The organism is Clostridium sp. UBA5712 (genome assembly GCF_002419845.1).
In the GTDB taxonomy this organism is placed as follows: domain Bacteria; phylum Bacillota; class Clostridia; order Clostridiales; family Clostridiaceae; genus Clostridium_J; species Clostridium_J sulfidigenes.
The window spans coordinates 158,767-175,497 of the sequence record NZ_DIGW01000001.1; the positions used below are offsets into that span (position 1 = coordinate 158,767).

Below are 16,731 nucleotides of genomic sequence, written 5' to 3' on the forward strand. Positions count from 1 at the left end.
ATATTATAATTAAAAAGATGTAATAATAAGTGTAGGTATCTCTACACAATACAAAGGAGTGTTAAATATATGAAAAATTGTATAGTAGCTCAATCTGGTGGTCCTACATCTGTAATAAATGCCAGCGCTATGGGAGTATTTAAAGCAAATGAAGAACTACACTATTTTGACAATGTATATGCAGGAATTAACGGTATTGAGGGAATTTTAAATGAAAATATAATAAATCTTTCTCAGATTGACAGTGAAGTTATTGACAGATTAATTTATACACCATCTTCAGGACTTGGATCTTGCAGATACAAATTAAAAACCTATGAAGATAACAAAGAAGAATACATAAAACTTTTTGAGATTTTTAAAAAGTATGAAATTGATACTTTCTTTTACATTGGTGGAAATGATTCTATGGATACAGTTCATAAACTAAGTAACTATGCAAAGGAGCATAACCTTCCTGTAAAATTCTTTGGAGTTCCTAAAACTATAGATAATGACCTTCCAGTAATGGATCATACTCCTGGTTTTGGAAGTGCTGCTAAGTTTATATCAACTATAGCTCTAGAAAACAAACTAGATGCTAGTGTTTATACTGCAAAAAATGTATTTGTTATAGAGGCAATGGGACGTGATACAGGATGGCTAGCTGCTAGTTCTTGTATTGCTACATTAAATGGAGAACCAGTGGTAGATTTAATTTATCTTCCTGAAGTTGCCTTTGATGAAGCTAAGTTTTTAAAAGATGTGGCTAAAAAATTAGAAGAAAAAAATTCTGTAATTATAGTAGTTTCTGAAGGAATAAGAACTGCAGATGGTACTTTCCTTGGTGAAATGGGTGGTACTGGTCTAGATAAATTTGGTCACGCTCAATTAGGTGGTGTTTGTAGTTATATCAAAAATGTAATCACTGAAAATGGAGTTTGCAAAAAAGTAAGAGCTATAGAACTTTCAACTATGCAACGTTGCGCAATGCACTTTGCTTCTCAAACTGATATTGATGAAGCCTTTAATTGTGGATTTGCTGCATTAAAATACTCTGCAGAAGGTGAAAGCGGTTATATGATAGGTATTGAGAGAGTTTCTAATGCTCCATATAAATCAGAAACCTTTGCAGTGCACACTTCAAAAGTAGCAAACTCAATAAAATATTTCCCTAAGGAATGGATCAATGAAGAAGGTAACAATGTAACTAAAGAAGCTTATGAGTATACACTACCTCTAATCATGGGAGAACCAAAAATTCAATACGAAAACGGTCTTCCAAAATATGCTTTCATAACAAAATAGTATTAACAATTTAATTTGCCTATATTAAAAGGAGTGATTTTAAATAAAAAATCACTCCTTTTATAAATTAAATTTTCGCCTTTTTTTCAATGGTAGAAAGAGCATCTTTATCTGCGATAACAGTTAAATTAGGATGTAATTGTAATATTGAAGCAGGAACTTTTGGTGTAATTGCTCCTAAAAGAGCTTCATACAAAATGTCCGCCTTACTAATTCCATTTACTACTAAAAGAATTCCTTTTGACTGCATAATATCCTTTATTCCCATAGTAATAGCATACTTAGGCACTTCTTCAATACTATTAAAGAATCTTGAATTAGCATCAATAGTCCTTTTATTTAACTTAACCTTATGAGTGTTCTTTTCAAAGACTTCTCCCGGTTCATTAAACCCTATATGACCATTATGACCTATACCTAAAAGCTGAAGATCAATGCCTCTAAAATCTGAAATTAATTTATCATATCTACTACACTCTAAATCAATATTAGAAGCGAGTCCATTAGGTATATTAATATTATTTGACGGCATATTAATATGTTTAAAGAAATTTTCCTTCATATAAGAATGGTAACTTTGATTATGGTCTGGTGCCAAACCATAGTATTCATCTAAATTTACACTATGTACCTTTGAAAAATCCAATTCTCTATCATTATATATATCAATTAACTGCTTGTATACTCCTAACGGAGTAGAACCAGTGGCAAGTCCTAATACAGAGTTTGGGTAAAGTATAACTTGAGCAGAAATTATATTGGCAGCTTTTCTACTCATACTTTCATAATCTTCTGCTTTAATAATATTCATTTTTATTCCTCCTATGTGCTTAAGTTCAATTACAAATTGGTTGTATGCTCTCTTTAAGTTTAATTTAGTATATAGTAGAATATATATTGTATTATAACATATATTGCATAAATAAATTTTAATATAAAGATTTAATTTCGTAACTTATGCCAATAAAAAAGAGCGGAAAATAATTGCATCACCTTCCTATGAACTACTTTCAGGAATAGCTAATAGGAAAAATGTTTAAAATCCACTCTCTTATATTTTATATTATAGAAGTTTGTAAAATATATCTTTTTATTAAGGTTCAGATCATTAATTATGTATTATCTAGATATATTTTAAGATTAATTTACTAGGTTATATATCTATTATTCTGTATATTTATCATCCGCTCCTAATATATACTCAGGGTAAAATTGTGTTCCTTTTCCAGCTGTAACAGTAATTACATTATTAGTTAAAGCTACAGTAAAATTAGTTTTTAAAGATTGTGATGTTGGAAATTTACCATCAAAATATTTACTACCTATTTCCGTTATATCACTTTCATCAATAGGTCCTGAAGCTTTTATATCTCCCTCTATTATCTCGGTTTTAACTGCCATAGCTATGGCATTAGCATTTGAAACATCTGTTTTTTCTTTAGCTTCACTAACCTTAGATACCATTGTTGGTGCTACTGCTAAGGCTAATACACCTATTATCCCTAAAACTACTAGTAACTCAATTAAGGTAAATCCCTTTTTCTTAGATCTATTAATTTTCTTATTCACACTATTCCTCCTTTCTTTTTTCATTTAAGAATTTATGTAACAATTTATGTACATAAACTATGTTATCCATTAAATACATTTTTATACAATATTTTATATTTTTATAATTATAAATATATTTTCTTCATAAATAAAAACACCTAGGCTTTATTTCAATCCTAGATGTTTACAATATTTATATACTAATTATCTGTTAATTTTTCATTACATTTTTCTCTTATAAGAAAAGCTTCATCATAATGATCGTCAATAACTATAGCTTCTTCTGCACACTTTAATGATTCTTTAAACTTTCCATCTTTAAAGTATATTTTAGCTTTAAGCAAGTAGTATCTTTCATCATCAGACATCTCAATAGCATTATTAATAAAGGTTAAGGCTTTATCATATTGAAAATCAACTATAGCATAAAAATAATAGGCTATTATATAGTAAATTTTATCTTGCCTTGTATATAAATTAAATATACCCATTAAGAAACTAAGAATTTCCTTTCTTGAAAGAAAAGTTTTTCTTACGGTACCTCTATTCATATCTTTATAGGACATCTTAAATAAATAATCCACTGCTTCTGTGTACTTATATCTTCTAATATAAATACACACCTTATTTAAATTCATATATAAATCATTAGGTGCTAGGGTAAGTGCTTGTTCGATATATCCCATGGACTTCTCATATTCCCCAATCTCAAAATGAGTTCTTGCTAAAAGGTTAAAGTATTTACCATTGTCACTTTTTAAACTAATAGCCTTATTAAGATTATATATAACCTCTGAATAAGAAAAACAGTCTAAATTATGAACTCCAACTAAATCCTTTAAGGAGGTTTTAGAACTATTTAAAAGTCTCAACACTAATACAATTGCCCTTCCTTTTCTATAATACCCATGGGGACCATCACTTTTCACCTCAATGAGCCTATCATATATATTTATGGCTTTATTATAATTTTGTATCACTTTGTATACTGATTGGTTTTTTACAATAACTTCATATTCCTCACCTAATTCCAAAGATAACACTTCTATATAATCATACCAAAAATCATTATCTAGTTCTAAATTAATAGCCCTCTTACAGTTGTGTATTATTCTGTCACATCTATCATCTAAAGTTAAATATTCATCTTCCTTTATCCTATGAATTTCATCTCTAAGGAGATCTGACATACTTTTTTTATACTCATCATAATTTCCCTTATATATATCTTCAGCTTCATACATTTTTTTAATTATACACTCATAGCTTTGAACTTTTATATTATAAGGTGATTTCTTATCTCTAGTTATGCCATCTAATACCTCTAATGCCTCATCATATCTTTTTAGTTTCATAAAAATAAAACCTTTATGATACAAGTAATCATAGTAATCTCTATTTTTAATGCCTATAACTTCATTTAAAACCGTTAAAATTATATCTACATCCTTAGTAAGTGAAGTTCTTTCCATAACAGCATCAATAAAGTCCCTCACCTTATTATCTATATAGGTTTTATTAATGTACTCCCTATCCTCATACTCTGAATTGCTTTCTATTTGATATAGAATTTTATATATATTAATCATCCCTAAAAAGTAATCATTATCAATTAAAATATATTTTCCTTCTTCAACTAACTCTAGATATTTTACACTTACATATTCAGAACTACTATGATAGTGATCATTTTCTTCCTCCTTAAGAATAACTTGAAGAAGTTTCATATAGTTTTCATAAAGATTATAATAATCTCTTATATTTATAAATTTCTTTATGTTATCTAAATATTGATTTTTTAAAATTCCCCCTAGTCTAGCTAAATTTTCACCAAATATCTCTACATCTCCATAACTACTATAACTAGAGAGAGCATAATTAAGTCCTTCATAATAGGTTTCGAAAGCTTCTTCAAACCTATCTAATCTTTCTAAAGTTTTTCCTTTATGATTATAAATAAACTCATCTACTGTTATTCCAAAGGATAAATTTATATAATAAAGTGCTTTTTCATAATCTTCCTCCTCGTAATATGCAAAGGATAAAAGGTCATAAACTTCATCAGTTTTATTAAAGGTCATAGCCTTTTCTAAGGTATGAAAAGCATCCTTCATTCTATCCAGCTTAAGGAGCATCTTTCCCTTTAATATGTAATAATCATATCCTTTATCATGATCTATCACACTATCTAATTTTAACAGTATCTTTTCAGCTTCTACCTTGGTTATATTATTATAATTATCATATTTTTCTTCTATGTTAAATTTGTTGTAATCCATATTCCCTCCTAAACATAAGATAAGCTCTACGCATCCATATTCAATTTTACCATATATGGATATAAATCTAAATTAATAAATGATTAACTTTCATATATTGTCATATTATTTATATTTCATATGGACTATAATTACTATATATTTCTTTAAAATATGGTAATATATAATTAAAAACAAAATTTAGGAGGCAATTGAAAATGCAGAATATTAATAGTGAAAATTACAAAACTGCTATATTTGCTGGTGGCTGCTTTTGGTGCATGGTATCCCCTTTTGATGTATTAGATGGAATTATAAGTGTTACTTCTGGGTATACTGGAGGTGAACTTAAAAGCCCTACCTATAAAGATGTAAAATCTCAAGGTACAGGTCATTATGAAGCTATTAAAATTATATATGATTCTACTATCATCTCCTATGAAAAGCTCTTAGATGCCTTTTGGAGACAGATAGATCCAACGGATGATGAAGGTCAATTTCAAGATAGAGGTTCTTCCTATATTTCTGCTATCTTCTACATGGATGAGAATCAAAGAATAATTGCTGAAAAATCTAAAAAAGTTCTAAATGATTCAGGTAGATTCCCTGAAGAAATAGTTACTAGGATTCTTCCGGCATCAACCTTCTATGAAGCAGAAGAATATCATCAAGAATTTTATAAAACCCATCCTACAGAATATAAAAAGGATAGAAGTATATCTGGAAGAGATGAGTTTATAGCAAAATATTGGGGTGATGATTATTATAAAATATATGAAGACTAAAATATTTTAAGATTGGATGTGCTGTTATGAAAAAACAACATAGTGAATTATTTAAAATCCTTATCAATGCCTACTATAATGATAAATTAGAGAATGTTATTGAAGAATTATTAAAGGATAATATAGTTGATAAAGAAGCCTTAGCGGGAGAAATTTCTTCTCTCTGTGGAGTGAATTTGTCCTTTAGTAATAATTACATAGAAGATTTAAAAAAAGCCATAAATAATTATGAATCAGATCATAAAATTGTTAATAAAATTAAACTATGTAAAATGGAGTGTAAAGTAGATTGTGATGGAAAGACAAAATGTCAAGAAAGCTGCCCCTTTGATGCTATTTTATATGATGAAAAAACTAAGTGTACTTATATAGATAATGATAAATGTACTGATTGTGGGTTCTGTGTGGAAGGATGTCCAACTGGAAGCATTCTAGATACTGTTGAATTTATGCCTCTTGCTAAACTTTTAAAGGAAAATACTCCTGTAGTAGCTGCTGTAGCCCCTGCTATAATGGGTCAATTTGGAGATAGCACCATTGAACAACTTAGAACTGCCTTTAAATCTCTTGGATTTACTGATATGGTGGAAGTAGCATTCTTTGCAGATATGCTTACCCTTAAAGAAACCATTGAATTTGATGCTCATGTTAAAACTAAATCAGATTTTATGATTACATCTTGCTGCTGTCCTATGTGGGTTGGCATGATAAAAAAAGTATATAAGGATTTATTGCCACATACATCTCCTACTGTATCTCCAATGATTGCAGCTGGTAGGGTGTTAAAAAAATTAAACCCAGATGTAAAGGTAGTATTTATAGGACCATGTGTAGCAAAAAAGGCAGAAGTTAAATCTCCTGACTTGATTGGTGACATTGATTTTGTTCTTACTTTTGCAGAATTACAAGAGATTTTTGAAGCCTTTAATGTAGTTCCAGAAACCCTTGAAGGCACTACCTCCATGGAATATGCATCACGAGGTGGAAGGCTTTATGCACGTACCGGTGGAGTTTCAATTGCCATTGAAGATTGCATAGAAAGAATGTTCCCTGAAAAATATAAACTTGTAACTCCTATTCAAGGTAACGGAATAAAAGAATGTAAGGAAATATTACAAGATCTTCAAAAAGGTATTATAAAAGGAAACTTCATTGAAGGAATGGGATGTGTAGGTGGATGCGTTGGTGGGCCAAAAGCTATTGTCCCTAAAGATAATTCTAAAATTGCCGTAGATACCTTTGCAGATAACTCTAAATATAAAGTTGCCTACGATAGCCCAGTAATGAATGGAATCTTAGATGCCATTGGCATATTCACCATAGAAGATTACAAAGATGAAAATAAAACTGAAATATTTCATAGAGACTTTTAAAAACACTATCTCTATGAAACTTCCTACTAGATTAATTTATCTCTCACAAAAATTGAGCATGCACTTTAATATAAGTGGATGCTCAATTTTTTTATTTATATAATTCCTTCATTTTTTCAAAGGCTTCATTACTTAGAATGTGTTCTATGCGGCAGGCATCTCCATCAGCTACTTCTTTAGATACTTTTAAAGTGTCCATAAGATATTTAGTGATGAGAGTATGTCTTTCATATATTTCACTGGCTTTTTTCATGCCTTTTTCTGTGAGAGTTATCTCCCCTCCTTGTTCCATGGTTATAAACTCAGCTTTTTTCAGTATGCCCATGGCTCTGCTAATGCTAGCCTTTGTATAACCTAATTCATTTGCTATATCTATAGAACGTACAGAGCCCTTTTTTCTCTGAAGCAATAAAATAGTTTCTAAATAATTTTCTCCGGATTCATGTATTTTCATAATAATCTCCTATATAGTTTCTTTTAACCTATTTTATCATAGGTTAAATTTTCATTCAACTTTCCAAAATTATTCTTTACTTATTTAAAATAACCCAATATATGAAAATTATTCTCATTTTCAGTTGACATCATAAATCATTTATAGTAAAATCAAAATATAGGTTAGTTAAAGCTAACTTATGTTTTTCAATATTAGTTAGCTTGTGCATACTTAAAGGAGGGATTTATATGCCACTTACTATGGCCAAATCTGGAGAAAAAGTTTTTATAAAGAAAATTAATGGTAAAGAAGAAACGGTGAGATTTTTAAAAAGCCTAGGATTTATTGTAGGTGAAAGTATAACTCTTATTTCAGAGTTAGGTGGAAATATAATTATTAATGTTAAAGATAGCCGTATTGCTATAGATAAATCTATGGCAAATAAGATTATTATATAGGAATTATTTTAGGAGGTAATTATGAATACATTAAAGGATGTAAAGCCAGGACAGACTGTTACAGTACTTAAAATTCAAGGAGAAGGTGCTGTGAAACGTAGGATTATGGACATGGGAGTTACTAAAGGCTCTTCTATTCATCTTAGGAAGATAGCTCCCTTAGGAGATCCTATTGAGATAACTATTCGAGGATATGAACTTTCTATTAGAAAATCTGATGCTGAAAAAATATTAGTTGAATAGTTTTTGATTCTAAAATTTTCATAGAGTTAAATCTCTGTATATTTTTCATTAGTAAGTTAGCATTGGCTAACATTTAGGGGGGATTAAAATGGGTATAAAAATAGCTCTTGCTGGAAACCCAAACTGTGGTAAGACCACAATTTTCAATGAACTTACAGGGAGTTCCCAATATGTAGGAAACTGGCCTGGAGTAACTGTAGAAAAGAAAGAAGGAAAATTAAAAGGACACAAGGATGTAACTATCGTTGATTTACCAGGGATTTATTCATTATCACCTTATACCTTAGAAGAAGTTGTAACTCGTAATTTCTTGATTGATGAAAGACCAGATGTGATTATTAATATAGTTGATGGATCAAATATTGAAAGAAATCTTTATTTAACAACTCAACTCGTAGAACTTGGAATTCCTGTAGTTATAGCCTTAAATATGATGGACGTAGTAAATAAAAATGGAGACATAATAAACACTTCAAAGCTTTCTAAATCACTTGGATGTGAAGTATTAGAAACCTCTGCCCTTAAGGGAAAAGGTCTAAAGGAATTATCTGATAAGGCTGTAGAAATTGGTAAAAGTACTCCAAATGTTACCTTATTAAATACCTTTAGTAAGGATACAGAAGAAGTTATAAGTAACATAGAAAAACTATTAAAAGGAAATTCTTTAATAAAAAATCCACGTTGGTTTTATATTAAACTCTTTGAAAGAGATGAAAAAGTTCTAGAATATTTAAAACTAGATAACAATACAAAAGATAAATTAGATAATTTAATTAATAACTATGAGGAATCTCTTGATGACGATGCGGAAAGTATTATTACCACTGAACGTTATGACTACATAGGTAAAATAATTACCTCCTGTGTTAAGAAGAAAAATAATTCTAATTTATCTACTTCAGATAAAATAGACAAAGTTGTTACTAACAGATGGCTTGCCCTTCCGATTTTTGCACTAGTAATGCTAGGTATATATTATATTGCCGTTACTACCATTGGAACCATAGCCACTGATTGGGTAAATGACACCCTTTTTGCCGAGCTCATTCAAGGAAATGTTTCTAACTGGTTAATGAATATGCAGGTAGCTGACTGGTTACATGGACTAATTGTAGATGGTATTATCGGTGGTGTTGGTGCAGTTCTCGGATTTGTACCACAAATAATGGTATTATTCTTCTTAATATCTTTACTAGAAGACTGTGGATATATGGCTCGTGTAGCTTTTATCATGGACAGGATCTTCCGTAGGTTTGGACTTTCCGGTAAATCTTTTATACCTATGTTAATAGGTTCTGGTTGTAGTGTTCCTGCTGTTATGGCAAGTAGAACCATTGAAAATGATAGAGATAGAAAAATGACTATAATGCTTACTCCATTTATTCCATGTAGTGCTAAACTACCAGTATTTGCACTACTAGCTGGTGCCTTCTTCCCTAGTCAACCTTGGGCAGCACCATCAATGTACTTCTTAGGTATAGCCATGGTTATACTTTCAGGAATAATCCTTAAGAAAACTAAGCTATTCAAAGGTGATCCAGCTCCTTTTGTTATGGAACTGCCACAATACAGAATACCTAGCTTAAAAGGACTTCTTATCCACATGTGGGACAGAGGAAAAGCCTTTATCATAAAAGCTGGTACCATTATCTTTGTAGCTTCAGGTCTTATCTGGTTTTTACAATCCTTTAGCTGGTCTTTACAAATGGTAGACGCACAAGATAGTATATTAGCTTCCATTGGAAATGTAATAGCTCCGATATTTGCACCTCTAGGCTTTGGTAACTGGCAATCTGCCGTTGCTACTGTAACAGGATTCTTAGCTAAAGAAAATGTAGTTGCTACCTTTGGTGTCCTATTCGGACTTGGTGCTGAACTAACAGAAAGTGACCCTAACCTAGTTTCAACTATGGGACAACTATTTAATGTAGTTAGTGCTTACTCTTTCATGGCATTCACCCTACTAGCTGCTCCATGCTTTGCGGCTATAGGCGCTATTAAACGTGAAATGGGTTCTTGGAAATGGACATTTATCGCTATAGGATATCAAACAGGTTTAGCCTATGTGGTTTCCTTAATAATATATCAAGTTGGACGCTTAATCTTTTTATAAAGGAGGTGTTACTATGGCAACATTTTTAATAGGTGCTGTAGTTATAGGTGCTATGATATTAGTATCAGTAAAACAATTAAAAAAACACTCTAAAGGTGACGGTTGTGGCTGTGGTTGCTCAGGCTGTTCCCAGGCTAGCAAGTGTCATAGATAAAATAAAGGGGCTTTCGCAAAATAGATAACTCTATTTTGTGATTGTCCTATCAAAAAAACTGAAATCAAGATTTGATTTCAGTTTTTTTATTGAAAATATTTCTGAAAATATAATCTTTTATTTAAATTATGGTTTAAACTAATCTTATTGTTGTATCTTCCTTCAACTCTTCTTTTAATCGCTTTCTTAAGTTTTCTAATAATAATTCTATGTCCTCATGATTTTTTATAGCCTTTTCATCCTTAACCAATTCCATCACACTAAGTACTTTAGCAATGTTTTCTCTTCCAGTTTCTAAAGTAATTTCATTTAACCACCTTAACTTTAGTTTCTCTCCAAGTTTATACATTGATAATATAACTGGAAAACTCTTTGAACATAGAGTTTTCTTAGTAAGGTTTTCAAAGTCTTCATTAATTTTAGCTTCAAATTCATTATAGAAATCATAGCCCTTCAAGTTTTCTATAATTTCATCCTTACAAGCTTTAATAAATTCTATTGCTGGAGTTATATCTTTATTTAATAGATCTAACACCCTATTATTATACTTTTCTATAAGTGTTGGTAGCTGAGGAATCCTGTTATATGGCTCTTTCATCCTTAAAATACCATATAGTTCTTCTACTAGTCCTTCTATTTCAGAATCATATATAAATTCCTTATTTTCTTCAAAGGAATTAAGGATGTCTGTAGCCGCATCAAAGATTATTCTCTGCTCTCCTCTTACATTTAAGTCAACTGTATTGTTTTCTTTTCTATAAAAAAATCCCTTTATATTATCAACATAATCTATATAGTCTAGGAATTCTTCTTCTAAATCATAGACATACTTAAAAAATTCTTGGATGTCATCTATATTAAGTAGACCTTCAAATAACTTTTCACCTAGAAATACTATTTCTTTTCCAGGATAATCTTTATTTATTGAATAATTAAAATTCATATCCTTAATTTTCTTAAGTTCTTCTTTGCCTAATTCTTTGAAATACTTCATTAGAAGTTCTTCATCATTAGGTATAGAGCCTCCTCCAAAGAGTTCTTTAATTAACTCCCTAGCTGCATCTATATATTTACTAGGTACCTTTTCTCTACTAATAACTATAACCTTTTCTTCATACTCTCCCTTAACTAGGTAATCTACTATATCATTGCTATTAGAAGACACTACCTCATTAGCATATATAATACTTATATATTGCTTTTTAAATAGCTTCAGGAGTATCCCTTGAATATCTAGGTCCTTCCAACCATAGGGTGGACTTGTAAATCTAGCTAATATGCTTTTCACCGTTAATTTAATACTTCTCATGGTACTAGTTAATATATAATTATTTACTTCCTCCAAGGCTAATTTATTTGCCTCATTATCTTCTATACTTCTTTGACGAGTATCAGCTTCCACTATATTATATAGTTCCCTACTATTATATATAAACTCTGTAATGTAGTTTATTTTGTTAAACCTTGAATCTACAAGGGTTCTTAATCCCTCATTGATTCTACTCACTAAACCTTTTACCTTAATGTTTAAAAGAGAGCCACTTACATATATATCTGACCACCTTAAAGCTTCCTCTATTAAGAATTTAGCCCTTTTTAACCTGAGTTCTCTTTCCTTAGTTTTTTTTATCTTAATATCCTCCATGTGAATAGTTGATATTAGGGTACCTTTAAGCCTTATATAACCCTCTATTTTAAGTATATTTTCAATTTCCTCTATATAATTATCCTGGTTTGATATATCAATTATCACATTATTTTCTCTATCAGATAATTCCTTAAGATAATTTTTACTAACCCCTTCTACTAAATTATAATTAGCAGTTATAATCCTAATTCCTACAGGATTTTTTTTAGACCCTCTTACCTTTTCATCTATTAACTTATTAAAACTAAAAGAATAAATTTTAGAATAGGCAAACTTAGAATTTTCATATATATGTTCAAAAACTATCTCACCTATCCTTTGAGCAATCTCTCCACTATCAATTGTCATATTTTTTATCTCTTTATTTACCTCTTGTTCCTGAATTGTTAAAAATACAAATTCATCACCATTTTTTTCAACCAGAGTTTCTCTGATAAGTTTACTTAATGACTCTTGCACCTGCTCCTTAACTTCTTTCTTTGAGGCTTCTATATTATCTATTAAAAGAGTAGATAAGTTCTCAATATTACCCTTTATTCCCCTAGCATATTTTATAAGGAATAGTAATTTAAGGACTTTAACATCATAGCTATTTAGCTTTTCATTATTTTCAGCATAACCAATAACTGTTCTAATAGAAGGGTCTAAAAAAGTCTCTATAGTATTATAAAAAGCTGAGAATGGAATTAAGGTTCCTATGTTTTTGTCCATATACTCAACTGCCACTTGCTTATACGCTCCCAGTAAACTTCTCTCGCCTTTAGACAAGCTTCTTCCAGCTACTCCATGGCTTCTTATGCCATTAAAAACATGTTGTAATAAGTTAAACTGATAAGGTACAAAGGGATAAACCTGTGCAAAATTATCCATGTCCTTATATAATTTCATGTCCACAGTATCTGTGGTGAAGGTTAAAAGATTTCTAATAAAAGATTCTCTCTCCTCATATAGACTTTGTAGCATCTCCATTGCCTGAGTTTTTTTTCTCAAAATACGTTTTTTAATTACTTCATCCACATTAGCAGAAGATAATGACAATCTTGTATTAAACCTTCCTTGAATCTTAGAAAAGTCATTGCCTTTACCTAAAGTAAACACATCTAAATCCTCTTGAGATGTAACAATAACCCAGCATCTACCTTCACATTTGCTACCTAAATCCTCCACCACTGTCTGAAGATTTAGCATAAGCTGAGTATCTTCTCCTAAATATTGGCCAATTTCATCTATTAAAAATACCACATGATGATTATTTCCCTTTAAATCACAATACTCCCTAACCCTAGAAGAAAACTTATCTATAGTTAAGGAATAATTTTCTTCACATTTACTATACCAGTTTCTTGCAGCATCTTCACTCATCTTAGTAGCCTTTGATAAAGCCTCTATTAAGGCATCCTCTTCATAATAAAAATCTTCCCTACCCTGAGTCCAAGGTTTTCCTGATATATGATGAAACACTTCTTTAAAATCTTCATATACCCCATCTTCAGTCATCTGTCTTTCCATATCAGCAATCCAAGGCATAGATCCACAAAAACCCTGCATTTCATTGAAAACCCTATTAAGTACATTAACAATAGCATCCCTATGGGATTCTGAAGCCCGGTCAGACTTAGAATCTATATTAAAAAGGATAGTATCTGTAGATTGGTTATTTATAAGCTCCATATTCCTTAGGGTAGAATCCTGTAGTTCCTTACTATAAAAATAGTCTAAAGTACTTTTATTTCCTATGGTTTCATTAGATAAAACATAGGATAAAATCTTTAAAAAATGAGATTTACCGCTACCGAAAAATCCTGAAATCCATACTCCAATCCTATCAGTACTATCTAATATGTCTCTGCTGTATGCCTCAAAAAACTCATTAAAATTACTACGTAGCTCATCCGTAATCACGTATTCTTCAAGTTCCTGCTTTATATTCTCCTGGTCACATTGACCTACCTTAATTACACCTTTTATATCTCTATTAATTTCTTTCTCAAATAAATCCTTTAACTTTATGTTCATTTTGTTCCCCCTGGTTACTATTAACTTATTCCTAGACCTAGGTTATAAACAGGCTTTTCACTTAAGCCTTATGTAAACTTGCTTTAATATTATACCATATTACAACTAGCTGTAGACATTAATATAAATCATATACGAATTCTATGGTTAATAATGTAATCTTAAACATTATTTACATACTATATTGCATATGATTTAATATAAGTAAGAGAATATTTCCATATGCTTATGGAAATAGAAAGGGGTACAGCTATAGTTAATAAGAAATAATAAGGGGTGCATAAAATGATAGAAAAGGGATTAAATAATTTTTTTTGGGGATTCTTGTTTATATCTTTAAACTTTAGAATTTGTGGTTTTGATATACTCCCCGATGTAATTGGATTTATACTATTTGCTATGGCATTTAGTCAGCTTAAAGAGCATAGCGAGCATTTTTCAAAGGCTTCAACATTAAATATCTTTACCCTAATACTTTCTATTTTTTCAATATATGAAGTTAAAAACAATAACGGTGGTATCACCTTTGGAATTTTAGGACCATTTGGTATTCTAGTAGGATTAGCTTCCTTAATATTAACCTTATATGTAATATACAATTTATTCATGGGTATGAAAGAAATGCTTAACAATCATGATAAACATATGTTAGCTGAAGAAGCTGATGATAGGTGGAATCAATATAAAGCATTAACTATTGCAAGTATATTAGCTTTTATAGTAATATTTATACCTGTAATAAATATCTTATATGTGTTAGGGTTATTTATTTTTGGTATAGTTTTCTTAGTAAAAACCATGCAATATTTTAGTAGTTGTAAAGATAGCTTTATTACCTCATAAAATTTCTTAATAAAAAAGTATTTGTTAACACCTTGATATCTGTAAACAACTTATATATTTAGTCTTAAAATCATTCACTATTCTTTATAAAGTGTTGAGCATGTAATTTAGTATTATTGCTAGTACATGCTCAATATTTATTAAAATCCTATGATTTTCTTCGCACATTCTTAATTACAAATCCACTTTTAGGTAATGTAGGCATTCTTACTAAACTATAAGTTAAATCTTGATCAGGAGTTTCAAACTCAATTTTGTTAACAAGAAAATCAAGGTATGCTTTCATTATTTCCATAGTGATATTCTCCCCAGGGCAGCGATGTCCCTTAAAGGGATTACCTCCACCTTGAGGTATGAAATTAAATAAGTTATCCTCCCATTCCTTAAAACGCTCTGGGCAAAACTCATAGGGTTTATCCCAAATTCTAGAATCGTGATTCGTGCCATATACATCAAGTAATACAAGCATTCCTTCTTTAAATTCATAATTACTCCAATTGAAATCCTTTTTTACTATCCCACCAAGAAAAGGTGTAAATGGATAGTAGCGGCGCACTTCTTGTATGAACATTTCAAGATAATCACTACCACCTTTTAATAGCTTTTCTTTATATTCTGGATGTTTATATAGAGCTAAAGCTGTAAATGTAATAAAAGTTGAAATAGCAACAATGGGTCTTAGTACGTTTATAAGTTCTATTGCTGCCATTTCGTCACTAAGTTCTTTACCATGAAGATCTTTATGAAAAGCCATTGAATAAAGTGCTGAATCTTCTTCTACCTTTAGCTTGTAAGATCGTACATCTTTTATTATACCAACTATCCACTCTTCAGATTTGTTTCTTGCAATTCTGCCTTTCCAGTGACGTGGTCCAACTGCTCCAAATGCATCAACCATTGCACTAAAATCCTCAGCTCTCTCTTTAACATCAGATTCTATTAGCGGAACTCCAGCCCACTTGCATGCAACTCTACATAAAATCTCTTTAGATTCTTGAAAAAGTATGACTTCATCATTGACTTTCCACTTATCAATACTAGCTTCCAAATCCTCTGATACAAGTTTTGCTAATTGTTCCCCATGAAATGGTGTCATTAAGGCCATGAAAAGTTTCTTTCTATGAAGATGTTCTTCTCCATCCATTGTTTGAATGGCATTCATACCAAATAATGTTTTTTGGATTCGTTTGGGTAATGCATTATTTTTTTTAAATCGTTCTTGGTCATAAAATATTTTTGCTCCTTCTCCCCCACTAATGCAAATAACTTTTTTCCCTAATAGTCGAGTCTCAAAAATATTAGTCTTAAACTGATCCATTCTATTTTTTATAAACATATATCCTTCCCGAGATAAATTAAAAAAACTCTCTATATCTTTATCTTTTTTATCAACTTCATCTATTATCATCTACTATCTACCCCTTTCTATCCACCTATATTTCCCACACTATCTAAAAATATTCGTGAAACTCAAATTCAATAGATTTTTATTTAAAAATTATAAAGCCAATGCTTAATTTAAAATCATAAGCACTGGCTTTTTACTAGTGCGCCCAGCATGGGCGT

The 16,731-nt window shown here is 30.4% G+C and carries 14 protein-coding genes; 8 read left to right on the forward strand and 6 right to left on the reverse strand.

Translation table 11 applies throughout. The annotated features are described in order from the left end of the window. Positions 1 to 69: 69 nt before the first annotated feature. Complete coding sequence (locus tag B3B03_RS00745) at positions 70 to 1,287, forward strand: 6-phosphofructokinase (protein ID WP_346876237.1); 1,218 nt, start codon at positions 70 to 72, stop codon at positions 1,285 to 1,287. Between the two features lie 67 nt (positions 1,288 to 1,354). Here the strand turns inward: B3B03_RS00745 and nagB are convergent, their stop codons facing one another. The 3 genes from nagB to B3B03_RS00760 all read right to left on the reverse strand — a co-directional run bounded on the left by nagB (position 1,355) and on the right by B3B03_RS00760 (position 5,117). Continuing rightward, positions 1,355 to 2,098: a glucosamine-6-phosphate deaminase gene (nagB, locus tag B3B03_RS00750; protein WP_346876238.1), complete on the reverse strand. Its 744-nt coding sequence runs from the start codon at positions 2,096 to 2,098 to the stop codon at positions 1,355 to 1,357. Between the two features lie 353 nt (positions 2,099 to 2,451). Then, on the reverse strand, positions 2,452 to 2,856 hold the full coding sequence (locus B3B03_RS00755) for a type II secretion system protein (RefSeq protein WP_346876239.1): 405 nt from the start codon (positions 2,854 to 2,856) through the stop codon (positions 2,452 to 2,454). A 182-nt stretch (positions 2,857 to 3,038) separates the two neighbouring features. Further along, a complete protein-coding gene (locus B3B03_RS00760; RefSeq protein WP_346876240.1) occupies positions 3,039 to 5,117 on the reverse strand; it encodes a hypothetical protein in 2,079 nt (692 codons plus the stop codon). A 197-nt stretch (positions 5,118 to 5,314) separates the two neighbouring features. Between B3B03_RS00760 and msrA the strand changes: the two genes are divergently transcribed. Next, positions 5,315 to 5,881, forward strand: coding sequence for a peptide-methionine (S)-S-oxide reductase MsrA (gene msrA, locus B3B03_RS00765; protein WP_346876241.1), 567 nt, complete (start codon positions 5,315 to 5,317; stop codon positions 5,879 to 5,881). A gap of 26 nt (positions 5,882 to 5,907) precedes the next feature. After that, on the forward strand, positions 5,908 to 7,254 hold the full coding sequence (locus B3B03_RS00770; RefSeq protein ID WP_346848206.1) for a [Fe-Fe] hydrogenase large subunit C-terminal domain-containing protein: 1,347 nt from the start codon (positions 5,908 to 5,910) through the stop codon (positions 7,252 to 7,254). 91 nt (positions 7,255 to 7,345) lie between these two features. Here B3B03_RS00770 and B3B03_RS00775 read toward each other — a convergent pair whose 3' ends face one another. Then, the gene (locus B3B03_RS00775) at positions 7,346 to 7,708 is read right to left on the reverse strand and encodes a metal-dependent transcriptional regulator (protein ID WP_035131426.1); all 363 of its coding nucleotides are present in this window, start codon (positions 7,706 to 7,708) and stop codon (positions 7,346 to 7,348) included. A gap of 230 nt (positions 7,709 to 7,938) precedes the next feature. On the opposite strand from B3B03_RS00775, the gene B3B03_RS00780 reads away from it, so the two are divergent. The 4 genes from B3B03_RS00780 (at position 7,939) to B3B03_RS00795 (ending at position 10,658) form a co-directional block, all read left to right on the forward strand. Then, a complete protein-coding gene (locus B3B03_RS00780; RefSeq protein ID WP_346876242.1) occupies positions 7,939 to 8,148 on the forward strand; it encodes a FeoA family protein in 210 nt (69 codons plus the stop codon). Positions 8,149 to 8,169: 21 nt separating this feature from the next. Continuing rightward, complete coding sequence (locus B3B03_RS00785) at positions 8,170 to 8,391, forward strand: FeoA family protein (protein WP_035131429.1); 222 nt, start codon at positions 8,170 to 8,172, stop codon at positions 8,389 to 8,391. Positions 8,392 to 8,479: 88 nt separating this feature from the next. Next, positions 8,480 to 10,504 (forward strand): ferrous iron transport protein B, encoded by a 2,025-nt coding sequence (gene feoB / locus B3B03_RS00790; protein WP_346876243.1) that lies wholly within the window; start codon positions 8,480 to 8,482, stop codon positions 10,502 to 10,504. Between the two features lie 13 nt (positions 10,505 to 10,517). Further along, a complete protein-coding gene (locus B3B03_RS00795; protein ID WP_150845475.1) occupies positions 10,518 to 10,658 on the forward strand; it encodes a FeoB-associated Cys-rich membrane protein in 141 nt (46 codons plus the stop codon). A gap of 133 nt (positions 10,659 to 10,791) precedes the next feature. Here the strand turns inward: B3B03_RS00795 and brxC are convergent, their stop codons facing one another. After that, on the reverse strand, positions 10,792 to 14,322 hold the full coding sequence (gene brxC, locus B3B03_RS00800; protein ID WP_346876244.1) for a BREX system P-loop protein BrxC: 3,531 nt from the start codon (positions 14,320 to 14,322) through the stop codon (positions 10,792 to 10,794). 285 nt (positions 14,323 to 14,607) lie between these two features. Between brxC and B3B03_RS00805 the strand changes: the two genes are divergently transcribed. Continuing rightward, complete coding sequence (locus B3B03_RS00805) at positions 14,608 to 15,165, forward strand: hypothetical protein (RefSeq protein ID WP_346848209.1); 558 nt, start codon at positions 14,608 to 14,610, stop codon at positions 15,163 to 15,165. A gap of 148 nt (positions 15,166 to 15,313) precedes the next feature. Here B3B03_RS00805 and B3B03_RS00810 read toward each other — a convergent pair whose 3' ends face one another. After that, a complete protein-coding gene (locus B3B03_RS00810; RefSeq protein WP_346848210.1) occupies positions 15,314 to 16,573 on the reverse strand; it encodes a cytochrome P450 in 1,260 nt (419 codons plus the stop codon). Positions 16,574 to 16,731: the final 158 nt, after the last annotated feature.